The organism is Latilactobacillus parasakei, assembly GCF_049674265.1.
GTDB classification, from domain to species: Bacteria; Bacillota; Bacilli; order Lactobacillales; family Lactobacillaceae; genus Latilactobacillus; species Latilactobacillus sakei.
The window spans coordinates 2,124,765-2,136,741 of sequence record NZ_CP186861.1 but is presented as its reverse complement, the minus strand read 5'-3'; the positions used below and the strand labels follow the sequence as shown (position 1 = coordinate 2,136,741).

At 41.7% G+C, this 11,977-nt stretch carries 15 protein-coding genes; 2 read left to right on the top strand and 13 right to left on the bottom strand.

The genetic code is table 11. The features are described 5' to 3' along the window. Window positions 1-31: 31 nt before the first annotated feature. From ACPBEH_RS10585 to ACPBEH_RS10575, 3 genes are all read right to left on the bottom strand, one after another. A complete protein-coding gene (locus ACPBEH_RS10585) occupies window positions 32-388 on the bottom strand; it encodes a winged helix-turn-helix transcriptional regulator (protein WP_099947546.1) in 357 nt (118 codons plus the stop codon). A 79-nt stretch (window positions 389-467) separates the two neighbouring features. Then, window positions 468-980 carry an HD domain-containing protein gene (locus ACPBEH_RS10580; RefSeq protein WP_424349146.1) on the bottom strand — a complete coding sequence of 171 codons (513 nt, stop codon included), beginning with the start codon at window positions 978-980 and terminating at the stop codon, window positions 468-470. A gap of 113 nt (window positions 981-1,093) precedes the next feature. After that, window positions 1,094-1,855 carry a TrmH family RNA methyltransferase gene (locus ACPBEH_RS10575; protein ID WP_016265437.1) on the bottom strand — a complete coding sequence of 254 codons (762 nt, stop codon included), beginning with the start codon at window positions 1,853-1,855 and terminating at the stop codon, window positions 1,094-1,096. A gap of 129 nt (window positions 1,856-1,984) precedes the next feature. On the opposite strand from ACPBEH_RS10575, the gene ACPBEH_RS10570 reads away from it, so the two are divergent. Continuing rightward, on the top strand, window positions 1,985-2,263 hold the full coding sequence (locus ACPBEH_RS10570) for an acylphosphatase (protein ID WP_424349145.1): 279 nt from the start codon (window positions 1,985-1,987) through the stop codon (window positions 2,261-2,263). 62 nt (window positions 2,264-2,325) lie between these two features. Continuing rightward, on the top strand, window positions 2,326-3,315 hold the full coding sequence (gene yidC, locus ACPBEH_RS10565) for a membrane protein insertase YidC (RefSeq protein WP_424349144.1): 990 nt from the start codon (window positions 2,326-2,328) through the stop codon (window positions 3,313-3,315). A 199-nt stretch (window positions 3,316-3,514) separates the two neighbouring features. Here the strand turns inward: yidC and ACPBEH_RS10560 are convergent, their stop codons facing one another. The 10 genes from ACPBEH_RS10560 to ACPBEH_RS10515 all read right to left on the bottom strand — a co-directional run bounded on the left by ACPBEH_RS10560 (window position 3,515) and on the right by ACPBEH_RS10515 (window position 11,959). Beyond that, on the bottom strand, window positions 3,515-5,017 hold the full coding sequence (locus ACPBEH_RS10560; RefSeq protein ID WP_424349143.1) for a HAMP domain-containing sensor histidine kinase: 1,503 nt from the start codon (window positions 5,015-5,017) through the stop codon (window positions 3,515-3,517). Next, the gene (locus tag ACPBEH_RS10555; RefSeq protein WP_016265441.1) at window positions 5,014-5,700 is read right to left on the bottom strand and encodes a response regulator transcription factor; all 687 of its coding nucleotides are present in this window, start codon (window positions 5,698-5,700) and stop codon (window positions 5,014-5,016) included. The genes ACPBEH_RS10560 and ACPBEH_RS10555 overlap by 4 nt, the downstream gene beginning before the upstream one ends. A 259-nt stretch (window positions 5,701-5,959) precedes the next feature. Then, on the bottom strand, window positions 5,960-7,381 hold the full coding sequence (gene gndA / locus ACPBEH_RS10550) for an NADP-dependent phosphogluconate dehydrogenase (RefSeq protein ID WP_016265442.1): 1,422 nt from the start codon (window positions 7,379-7,381) through the stop codon (window positions 5,960-5,962). Window positions 7,382-7,545: 164 nt separating this feature from the next. Beyond that, window positions 7,546-8,106: a DUF177 domain-containing protein gene (locus tag ACPBEH_RS10545; RefSeq protein ID WP_424349142.1), complete on the bottom strand. Its 561-nt coding sequence runs from the start codon at window positions 8,104-8,106 to the stop codon at window positions 7,546-7,548. Continuing rightward, on the bottom strand, window positions 8,100-9,275 hold the full coding sequence (locus ACPBEH_RS10540; RefSeq protein WP_424349141.1) for a nucleotidyltransferase: 1,176 nt from the start codon (window positions 9,273-9,275) through the stop codon (window positions 8,100-8,102). The genes ACPBEH_RS10545 and ACPBEH_RS10540 overlap by 7 nt, the downstream gene beginning before the upstream one ends. 8 nt (window positions 9,276-9,283) lie before the next feature. Then, window positions 9,284-10,015 carry a class I SAM-dependent DNA methyltransferase gene (locus ACPBEH_RS10535; protein ID WP_424350072.1) on the bottom strand — a complete coding sequence of 244 codons (732 nt, stop codon included), beginning with the start codon at window positions 10,013-10,015 and terminating at the stop codon, window positions 9,284-9,286. Continuing rightward, entirely contained in the window at window positions 10,012-10,371 is a 360-nt protein-coding gene (gene rsfS / locus ACPBEH_RS10530; protein ID WP_011375083.1) for a ribosome silencing factor, read from the bottom strand. The genes ACPBEH_RS10535 and rsfS overlap by 4 nt, the downstream gene beginning before the upstream one ends. 12 nt (window positions 10,372-10,383) lie before the next feature. Continuing rightward, window positions 10,384-10,986: a bis(5'-nucleosyl)-tetraphosphatase (symmetrical) YqeK gene (gene yqeK / locus ACPBEH_RS10525; protein WP_424349140.1), complete on the bottom strand. Its 603-nt coding sequence runs from the start codon at window positions 10,984-10,986 to the stop codon at window positions 10,384-10,386. Continuing rightward, on the bottom strand, window positions 10,979-11,626 hold the full coding sequence (locus tag ACPBEH_RS10520; protein ID WP_424349139.1) for a nicotinate-nucleotide adenylyltransferase: 648 nt from the start codon (window positions 11,624-11,626) through the stop codon (window positions 10,979-10,981). The genes yqeK and ACPBEH_RS10520 overlap by 8 nt, the downstream gene beginning before the upstream one ends. A 15-nt stretch (window positions 11,627-11,641) precedes the next feature. Then, entirely contained in the window at window positions 11,642-11,959 is a 318-nt protein-coding gene (locus ACPBEH_RS10515; RefSeq protein ID WP_424349138.1) for a YhbY family RNA-binding protein, read from the bottom strand. Window positions 11,960-11,977: the final 18 nt, after the last annotated feature.

The window sequence follows — 11,977 nt, the reverse complement described above, 5'->3', positions numbered from 1 at the left end:
TTATTTTAGCGTAAATTCAATGATTAAGCAACTAGTCGTTCGTATCGCACCATTGGTCAGACCAATTATGAACGGCATCCATAACAGGTGCTAGCGATTCGCCTTTTTCAGTTAGTTGATATTCGATCAACGATGAATCAGCACTCGTTATTCGAGCAACGATTCCCGCTTGTTCTAATTCCTTCAAGCGTTCAACTAACACGCGATCACTGCACTTGGGCACACTATGAACCAAATGCTTGAAGCGCTGTGCGCCCCCTTCTAATAATACATCAATGATCAGACCATTCCATTTCTTGCCTAAAATTGAGAATGTTTTTTCAAATTTAGGACAGAGTTGGAAGGTCTCTTGACAGTCAGAAATAGCATTTTCTTTTACAATACTCATCATTACTCACCTCACACTTATTATTAATAAGTGTACTCAAAAAGGTTGCAAAAAGCAACCTTGAGGATTGGCGCATCTTTTATTTGTTGGTTTGTGTGGCAGCTGATTGACGGCGCACTTTTTGTTTGAATTTCGTCCAAAGTGGTGAACAAAATTCAGTCACCGCACAATAGTCATCGACCAAGGAAACAATATAACTCTCACGATATTTTGGATGGCTAACAGTCGCCCCCCACATATGTTTGACAATAATATCTTTTTCCATTGGTGACAATTCGGTTAGTTTCTCAGCATTTCGCAGTGCAATCCGTGGGTGCACATAAGCGTGGGTCCCAAGATCGAACTTCGTATCACGCCAGTCGTAGTAGAACAAATCATGTAATAAGCCTGCGCGGGCAACTGAGCGGACGTTAAGATGCCATTTCTTGGCAATCTCGTAGCTTCGATAAGAAACACTGAGTGAATGTTCTAAACGATCTGAATGATGATGCTGTGTGTAATTTGCTAACTTTTGAACTTCTTCTTTTTCTAACAAATCGGCAATCAATGCCATATAATCTGCATCTTGATACCACTTAGCTGTTGCGTTCATTCAAAGACTCCTGACTGATTTAAATTCAAATTCTGCCACAAGAATAACAGCTTTTTGACCAAAAAAGAAGTCATTCGCTCCAAAAAAAACGCTTCATTAAGAAAACTTAAGAATTAGCCTTCGATTAATTTAAACATTAAAATCCCAGCAGCAACTGCGACGTTCAATGATTCTGCATTCCCAGGAATTGGAATATAAAGGTTTTGTGTTGTGGCAGCTAAGACGTCTTTTGCAACACCATTGCCTTCATTGCCTAAGATCAAAGCCATGTCAGCTGCCTTAGGCACATCTTGATAACTGATGGCTTCTGGGTTTAATTCTGTCCCGTAAACTGGTACGTCTTGTGAATTGAATTTCTTCATCCAATCCATTAAGTTGCCTTGATAGATTGGTAAATGGAAGTGACTGCCTTGCATTGAACGCAACAATTTTGGATTGTATAGATCAACACTACCATTCCCTAAAACGACGCCGGCAAAGCCAGCAGCATCTGCTGTCCGAATCATCGTGCCGATATTACCAGGATCTTGAACGGCGTCTAATAATAAGTAACGACCCGTTAATTTTTCGGGCATTGGTGTTTCTGACATTTCAACAACGGCAAAAATCCCTTGTGGCGCTTTTGTTTCGCTAAGATGTTGGGCCACTTCAGGTGCGATTTCAAAAGTATCATCGTATAAACCACGTAAGGCGCGTTCGTCGACATATTTTTCTGTGGCAAAGACTTGGCGAATCACTGCTTTATTTTGGATAGCTTCTTGCACTAAATGCCAGCCTTCTAATAAATAAGTATTTTCTTTACGTTGGTTTTTCTTGACGGTTAATTTCTTAGCCGCTTTAATCTTAGTATTTTGGTTCGATTGAATGTATTCCATGTTGTGCTCCAGTCTATTTAGTAGTTTCTATTATACGCGACTTGGGCTGTAAATTCTATGAAACCCTCGTCTTGCTTTTTAATCGCCAAATCATCGCCAAGCGATTACAATAGACTGGAGGTGATTAATATGCAAAAAGCAGTCCAATTAGACGTTTTTGGTCGCGTTCAAGGGGTTGGCTTCCGGTGGATGACTAAACTGGTCGCTGATCGACTAGGGATTACTGGCACGGTTGCCAATCAACCCGATGGCTCTGTCAAAATTATTGCAATGGGCCCCGATGCCATTTTGGAACAATTCATTGGTGCCGTTAAAGCGTCACCGACACCCAGTGGTCGCGTTGATCGTGTTATCCAAACACCCCTGAAAGATGTGTCAGCGTGTCATAAATTTTCAGTTGTCGGTTGAAAAACGTAGCCCCTTACAGTATAGTTACACTTATTGAAACTTATCTTGAAAGGGCTAAATTTATGAAAAATTCAAAACGCTTCGCAACACTTGCGATGCTAGCAATGACCGTTACATTATTTCTATCCGGCTGTATGCCACAAAAAATGAGTAGCCATCCTAAAGTCCCAACCGGCTTCATCTATGGCTCATCGTACAAATACATCGCCGTCCCATTACAACATATTATGGAACGGATCGCTGATTTCTTCGGCGGAATCAATGGTTACGGCTGGGCAATCATCATCATCACCTTCGTTGTGCGGATGATTTTACTCCCATTAATGCTTAATCAATCAAACAAAATGACTGCGCAACAAGAAAAAACGCGTCGTTTGAAACCACAATTAGATATCGTACAAGCACAACAAAAGGTTGCGACAACACCTGAAGAAAAAGCCGAATTAAGCCAATTAATGATGAAGGTTTATAAGGAAAACGATTCAAGTATGATGCCTAGCCTTGGTTGCTTAACTTTATTAATTCAATTACCAATCTTCTCTGGTTTGTACCAAGCCATTCAATACTCACCAGAAATTTCAAGTAGTCACTTCTTTGGGATTGGTTTAGGTCAACCCAATATCATTATCACGATTATCGCGACCCTCTTTTACGTTGGTCAAAGCGCCCTCTCACTTGTTGGGATGCCCGCTGAACAAAAGAAACAAATGCAAACAACCGTCCTCATGAGTCCTGCGATTACATTCTTCATTTCGTTATTCGCACCAGCTGGGTTAGCACTTTACTTCCTTGCCGGCGGGATGATCATGATTATTCAACAAATGATCACAACCTTCATCATCATGCCACGTGTTAAGAAACGCATTGATCAAGAAATCAAAGAAAAGCCAATCGTCACAGTCGTCACAAAAGACATGTTCACTAAAAAAGCAGCTGCTAAAGCAACTGAAACACCTGTGACACCAGAATCAACGCACACCAATAAGGCAACGACGCCTTCTGAAACAGGCAAACGTAACTCAGGCAAACAACGACACAAACCACAAGCATAATTAGAAATACTAAAAGAGGCACAGACAAAATGATTTTGTCTGTGCCTCTTTTTCGATATCCAAATATTAATGGTATAAACGTGTTCTATAAGTCATATCCTTCCGGTTAACCCTGAATGTCAAACGACTGCTTGCAGCAATCATTCGCCATTCTGTGTTAATCCTCAGGACATACCCGACTTATGGCACACTCTCTTTTTTAATTATCATCTTCTGATGTAGTCTTTGTTTCTCTAACGAGTGGTAATTCAATCCGGAAGACCGAACCATGTCCGACACTACTTTCAAGTGAGACATTACCATCGTAGCCTTCAACTAATTGTTGAGCGATGGCTAAGCCTAGACCATTACCGCCTTTTTCCCGACTCCGAGCCTTATCAACCCGGTAGAAACGGTGGAAGACTTTCTTCTTATCTTCTTCCGAAATCCCTTCGCCAAAATCTTGGACGGCGACTTGTGCATAACGCTCATCGTTGGCCACGGCAATATGAATTTCCTTACGAGTCGTTGAGTATTTAATCGCATTATCTAGTAGGATAATCATGATTTGCTCAAGGTGATTGCGGTTGATATTAACCAAGGCTTGACCATGCAGGTCATCATCCAAAATAAACGTAAACTCAGGATACAGCATCTCAAAATTATGATAATTTTGTAAAACGACTTTCCCGACATCTGTTACTTCCGTTGTGCCTTGTGTGACTGCCTGATCAGCACGCGTTAAATCTAACATTTCTTGAATCAAGTTCTTCATTCGTAAAATTTCTTGCAGTGAAGCTGCCAGAGATTCCGATAAAACTTCCGGATCATCTTTACCCCACCGATTCAACAATTGAAGGTGGCCTTCAATGATCGCAACCGGTGTCCGTAATTCATGCGAGACATCACTCACAAATTGGTCTTGTTGTTCAAAGTAATGCTGAATTCGGTTTAACATTTCGTTAAAAGCCACGACTAAGTCCGAGAGTTCGTCTTGGCTACGACCCGTCTCTGGAATGCGGGCATCCGAATTCGGTTCAACGTTAATCGCTTCAATTGTCTGCTTCATCGCTTCAATCGGCCGCAAGAACCGGTTCGCTAATAAGTAGCCAATCACAGCACTAAACAACATTGCAAATAACACAACGACCACTAAAACAATCCGTAATTCCAGCATCGCATGATTATAATCACGCAAGTTATTGGTAACCTCAACATATCCAATAGTACGGTTCGTATTGGCCGCCTTGATGGGACGAATCCCAATCAAATGAATCTTCCCAAAGATATGCTCCCGCTTTAACACATCGGTATCTTGCTTTGGAAAAGACGTAGCCCGACCACGCGAGGCAAATAACCCTTGCCGATTTTGATCATAAACTTTAACCGTCGTATCTTGTTGCGCTAAGCGCATTAAGACGGAATCTTGATAGATTGCTTTTGATTGTCTTGGCGCTGGGTCGAGTTGACTCGTAACAAAGTCCGCGGTCAACGCTTTTTCCGGGCGGGCCAATCGTTGCTGAATGACACTGACCGTATCATGAACATTATCAACTTCCTTATGCAATAAAATGTTCGAAATACTACTGAAAATCACAATTGAAAAAATCGCAAAGGTGATAAAAATGGCCAACCCAACTGCAGCTGCCCATTTCACCTTTAACGATATTTTACGACCCTTATTGTTATTTTCACTGGGTGTTTCTAAGTCATTTGTTATCACGAGCGCATCACATATCCAGTTCCCCGAACGGTTTGAATATAGCTTTGTTCGCCCGTTCGATCGATTTTATTCCGTAAATAACGAATATAAACATCGACCACGTTCGTTTCAACATCGGAATCATAACCCCAGACCTTGCTTAACAAGACATCCCGTGCTAAGACCACGTTGACGTTTTCCATTAAGGTTAATAGTAATTCGTATTCACGTTTCGTTAATTCAATAATATCATCGCCACGACGAACGATACGGTTTTCCTTCTCGACCGTTAAATCGCGATAAGTCACCGTCGTTTGTTTGGCAGCATTATGTTCGCCTTCAATATCGATCCGGCGTAACAAGGCGCGTAGACGAGCCAAAAGTTCTTCAATCGCAAATGGTTTAACGATATAATCGTCGGCACCATGATCAAGCCCTGATACCCGATCAATAACGGAATCGCGCGCTGTCATCATGATAATCGGTGTGTTTTTAACTTGTCGAACCCGTCGGCAAACTTCTAACCCGTTTAATTCAGGTAACATTAGATCCAATAAAATTGAATCCCAGTCTTCGTTTAAAGCAGCTTCTAAACCAGTACGCCCATTGAAATGTACTTCGGTCTCATAGCCTTCGTGCTTTAATTCAAGCTCAACAAACCGGGCTAAATTTTTCTCATCTTCAATAATTAATATGCGACTCATTTAGTCACTCCCTAAAAAAAGAAATTTAATGTCCACGCTGAACGTTCTTCGTAGATAAGAATTCTCTAAGAATCAACTCGTCAGTAGTAGCCACTTACTCATTCATTTTAGCATAGTTCCTCATAAATAACTAACAAATCTCTCCACAAAGCACGTACGGATAATTATTTAAGCACCACAATAGCGCAGTTGGTAACGCCTCAAAAAAATCCAGACGAAAATGAGGCTTTCGTCTGGATTCTTTAGATTCGATTAAAAATTATTGTTCTTTGTACCATGTGTAATGGAAGATGCCTTCACGGTCTGTCCGTTCGTAAGTATGGGCACCAAAGTAATCGCGTTGTGCTTGGATTAAGTTAGCAGGCAATACTTCTGAACGATATGAATCAAAGTATGTGATAGCAGCTGTTAAACCAGGAGCAGGCACACCTTGTTGGATTGCCAATGCAGCAACATCCCGAACAGCACCTTGATAGTTCTTAGTAATATCTAAGAAGTAATCATCCAATAATAAGTTATTTAAGTCAGCTTTCTTATCAAAGGCATCCGTAATCTTTTGTAAGAAACGGGCACGAATGATACAGCCAGCACGCCAAATTTTAGCGATTTCGCCGTAGTTTAATGACCAGTCATATTGATCTGAAGCCACACGCATTTGTTCGAAACCTTGTGCGTAACTCATGATCTTACTGAAGTAAAGTGCTTGACGAATTTTTTCGATCAATTCTTTCTTATCTTCAGTTAACTTAGCAACTGTTGGAGCAGGTAAAATCTTGCTTGCAGCAACACGTTCGTCCTTCATTGCTGAGATATAACGTGCATAGACTGATTCTGTAATCAATGATTGTGGCACACCTAATTCAAGAGCGCTTTGTGAACTCCACTTACCAGTTCCTTTGTTACCAGCAGCATCTAAGATAACGTCTACGATTGGCTTGTCTGTGCCTAAATCGTCTTTACGTGTCAAAATGTCAGCTGTGATTTCCATCAAGTAACTGTCTAATTCGCCGTGGTTCCATTCTTTGAAGACATCAGCGATTTCTTCTACAGATAAACCAACAACGTTTCTTAACAAGTTATAACTTTCTGAGATTAATTCCATGTCGCCATATTCAATCCCGTTGTGGACCATTTTGACATAGTGACCAGCACCGTTAGGGCCGATGTATGTGACACATGGTTGGCCGTCTTCAGCTTTAGCTGACATTTGTTCCAAGATAGGGGCAACTAAGTCATAAGCTTCTTTTTGACCACCTGGCATCATTGAAGGACCTTCTAGGGCACCTAATTCGCCACCAGAAACACCCATACCAATAAAGTTGATACCTGATTTATCTAATTCGGCATTCCGACGAATTGTATCGCCGAAGAAGGTGTTCCCACCATCAATTAAAATGTCGCCTTTATCTAATAAAGGTAACAATTCGTTGATGACGGCATCTGTACCGGCACCAGCTTTAACCATCAAGATAATCCGACGTGGTTTTTCTAATGATTTAACAAAATCTGCGATTGTGTAACTTGCAACTAATTTCTTTTCGCTATGATCTTGCATCACAGCTTCTGTCTTAGCACCAGTCCGGTTATAAATGGCAACTGTATAACCGCGGCTTTCAATATTCAATGCCAAGTTCTTGCCCATAACTGCCATCCCGATAACACCGATTTGTGGTTGACTCATGTAAAAGGCCTCCTAATAAGTTCTAATTTAATGGTGTATTATCTACTCAAATTGCTTAATACACTTACTCTGATTATGTTAGCAGAATTGTTCACTAAAGAAAAGCATTTTAACCCATTTGGGCCGGTCCATTTTATAAATTAGTGCAAAAAAAGACGCCCATCTTAATCGGCGTCGTTTTCTTGTGCTTCCAACAATGCTTTGAGCTTAGCTAATTCTGGATTAGGCGCTTCTGCTTCTTCTGCTTGTTGCTTTGCGTATTCTTCTTCAGAGATAACTGACCAAGCTTGGCCCGTTGGCATCACGTCTTCATTTTCTTCTTCCGGTGTCAAAATATGACTCGGAATGTGTAACAAGATGTGATCTTCAACAGCCACTTGCATGTCTAACATTTCACCTTCTAATGGGAATAACATGTCCTCATCAGGGAAACATGATAATTCTTCGTCCGTTGGATCAACATAAATTTCAGTGAACGTAAAATCAAGTGGGAGTGCCACCGGATTCAAACTCCGTGTTGATGGAACGGTTAGTTCTCCGACCACGTGTAAGTCAGCGATGATGGCCCGTCGATCAACGGTTAATTGACCGCTGATGACAAACGGCGTTGCTGCCAAAACATCATTTTCTCTTTCGTGGAGTTGTTTTTCTAAATCAACTGTTTCTTCAAAAGCAAGCGGATGTTCACGATGCTTTTGTAATGCTTGTACTGACCATTTTAACAATGCGCTTCATCCTTTCCATGATAAAAAATCGGTTGTCTGGCAAAATTTTGCGACTGCCAGCCAAATTGTTCACGCAAACGATCGACGCGGACTTCCAAACCCAATAAACCAGTCTCGGCTCCCATTTTAGCGGAAACCTTACTGATAATTGGTAAATCAGTCGTCTTCTTCAACTGGTGTAAGTGTTGCTGACCAATGTCATTAAAGCCCAACAAGCGAATATAAGGCCGTGCAAGTCCCTGTTGTATATCCGCTGGTTGAATATTTAATAAAACATATAGACAAACCCGTTGGAGCCGGGCATACGTGTATCGTTTTGTTTTTAAGGCTTGTAATAAGTCGTTATAACTATTGGCTTTATGAATTACCTTTTTAAAACGGTATTCCAAACCTTCTGACATCTGGTAGACCTGCCGTAATTGTGCCAGCGACAAACTCTCGATGCGGTATTTTAAGAGTGGCCATAGCTGGTCTTCTGTAAGAATCGTACTATCCGCTAAGGCTGCTAGGGTTTCTGCTGGGACAACGTGTTGTAAGGTCGCTAAATCGGTATCTTGCGTCACAATCTTGCGAATCGCACTCGCACTTGCATACGGTGCTTTTGAAATGGTTTGGTCACCATGTTGTGCTTGCTCCCGCTTGATAGCCAATAAGTTTAACGGCTGCGCTAGACGTGCATTAGCGACTGCGTAACTAATCCCTAGTAGATGGTTTGGTTGATCAATCTGCAAGGACAACTGTTCTTGATAGAACTCGTTAAGCTGCGTTGCGTACGTTTTTTGATAGTCAACAAAAGCAGCAGATTGCTCAGGTAAATCGATAATCTGCTGCCCCGCTTGTTGATAATCAAATGCCGGTTGCTCACTGCCAAAGGCAATCGTCTGACAGCCAAGCGCCGCTAGCAGTTGTACTGCCCCAGTCGCAAAACGATCTGCTGGTTGCACCGCACTCACAAACGGCAATTCGACCACCATATCCGCCCCATTTTGCAAGGCTAATTCGGCACGCGTCCACTTATCCAAAAGGGCTGCTTGCCCGCGCTGAACGTAATTCCCGCTCATGCAGACAATCACTAAATCCGCTTTGGATTGCTGGCGCGCTTGTTGAAGTTGATAGACATGCCCATTATGTAGCGGATTGTACTCCGCAATAATTCCTGTAATTCTCATACTAACCTCTATTTAACTGCGCTAAAGAACCAACGAACACTGTCATCTTGAACTGCTTCTTGACCAAAATTAGCGCTGACTTTAATTTGCTTAAAGCCGACAGCTTCTAAAGCCGCTACAAAGTCGGCCATTGGATAAGTCCGTTCATGATGTAATTCGTTTAATTCTTGGTACCCACCAAGTTGTTCGTCCCAAACGAAGAAGGTTAAATCATGTTCAACTGAATGAGGCACTTCGCCTTCATAACTCGTCCACATAAAGGCCGTCTCTTCGGTCCGGTCATTATACATGAAACCGGGGAATAAAACGTCCATTTGATAGAGTGAATGCGCATCAAATAGGAATTGACCGCCCTCTGCCAGTTGTTGATAAACCTGTTTAAAGACTTGTTGGACCTGATCCAAATCTTGCATGTAGCAGATTGAATCATCAAAACAAGTAATCGCATCAAATGTGCCCACTTCGCTAAGGTCTAACATGTCGCCTTGCAATAATGGAAAACTAACGCCGGCTTCAGTCGCCTTTTCAGACGCAATACTCAACATTTCTGTTGAAAGGTCCAAGCCAACAACGTCCAACCCTGCTTGTTTTAAAAGGATGGCTAAATCACCAGCCCCACAAGCGAGCTCTAAAACGCGGTGTTTATTTTGCAACGTTTGTAATGTGTAATCGCGCCATTGGCCATATAATTCATGATCCATTAAGCGATCATAGACCGTTGCGAAACTTTGGTAAATCATTCTTCTGTTAACCATTCTGAAACATCAACCATTGGTGCTTCATCCCATAGTTTTTCAAGGTTGTATAATGCACGTTCTTCTGGCATGAAGACGTTGATGACAAGGTCGCCAAAATCCATTAAGATCCAACGTGAACCTTTTTTACCTTCAATTTTCTTAACCATCAAACCAGCTTCTTCTTCAGCATCTTCAATAGCGTCCACAATGGCGTCTAATTGACGTTCTGAAGAACCAGTCATCATCACGAAATAATCAGCTAATAAACTGATCCCTTCCATGTTTAATGCCACAATATCTTCTGCTCTTTTACCGTCTGCTGCTTTAACAGCAATTTTTAATAAGTCTAAACTTTTCACTAATGTTCTCCTTTAATGGGCTTGAGTTGGCACCCAAGCATTGTATGTGTCAATTGTTTTAGGATAAATCTTCTTTTGCCCTTCAATTAAAAAGGTCAACGTATTTAAAATTTCAAACCGCACGCCAGCCGCTAAATCAGCGAAGGCAGTTTCCCGCGCTTGTACCACGCCTGGAAAATCACGACCCGGTTCGATGAAGTCAGCGACAAATAAAATTTGATCGATGACTGTCATCTCTGGGGCACCAATTGTGTGGCGACGCACCGCGTTTAAAATTGTTTCATCGTGAATGCCTAAGTCACGTTCAATGACGTAAGCACCGACGACACCGTGCCAAATTGCATTACCGTATTGTAACAATTCCGGATCAAAGCCAGCTTCATGAATCGCTTCAATAAAGACTTCATCTGGTAATTGCTTAGCATAATCATGGACCAAACCAGCAATCGCTGCCCGTTCAACATCAGCATGATTAAGCTCAGCAAGCTTAATCGCAGTTTCTTCAACGCGTAAACAATGTTGAAACCGGCTCTCAGATAAATTGGCAGCCACTTTTTGCGCTAATTCTGCGCGTGAATACGGCACAATATTTTCTTGGTAAGTAAAATCACTCACGGTATAACCCTTCTTCCTCAATATAATCCGCCACTTTAGTCGGTACCAAGTAGCGAATTGAACAACCCTGTTGCACCTTATTGCGAATCTGAGTTGAACTAATATCGACAAGTGGTGCATCAACCCACAACACGGGATAAGGCGTGTCGCGACTGTAACCTGTCCGTTGAATGCCAACAAACTGCACGAGTTGCACTAAATCATCAATTCGGTGCCAAGTCGGTAAGTAATCGACCATATCGCCACCGATGATGAAATAAAAATCCGTATTGGGATATTGTTTCTTTAACGCCACAATCGTGTCATACGTATAACTGACACCACCGCGTTCAATTTCAGCCATTGATAATTCAAAAAGTGGATTATCGGCAATCGCCCGTTTGACCATCTCAACACGATGTTTGGCGGGTAACGTTTTTTTGGTATCGACATGTGGTGGGGTTGCATCCGGCATGAATAAAACTTTATCCAACCCTAATTGCGTCCCCACTTGTTCAGCCATAATTAGGTGGCCTAAATGTGGTGGATTAAAGGTGCCCCCCATGATGCCGACCTGTTGTCGTTGTTTATCTTCGACAACTAAGACAGACGGTTTTGACTCTGATACACCGTGCACTTTTTTTAATGTTGCATTTTGCATCTCATCACCGCCTTATTAACGTCCGAGCTTAGTAACAATCGTTGAAATTTTTTGGTATTTTTCTTTACGTGATGCCTTATAAATGACCAATGTCCGACCAATTTTTTGGGCAATTTCAATCCGATTATCATGTTGCTTTAAGAAGTTGGCTAATTCATCAACCGTTACCTCTGTTGTTTGCAATAAATTAATCTTGATTAATTCACGTTTTTCGATTGCTTCTTCGATTTGTTCGAAATAAGCTTGTGATAAACCATTCTTACCTAATTGGAATAATGGTTTTGTTGTTTGCGCTAATCCTCTAAGATAGTGCTTTTGTTTACCTGTTAACACGCGCGTTACTCCCTTCGC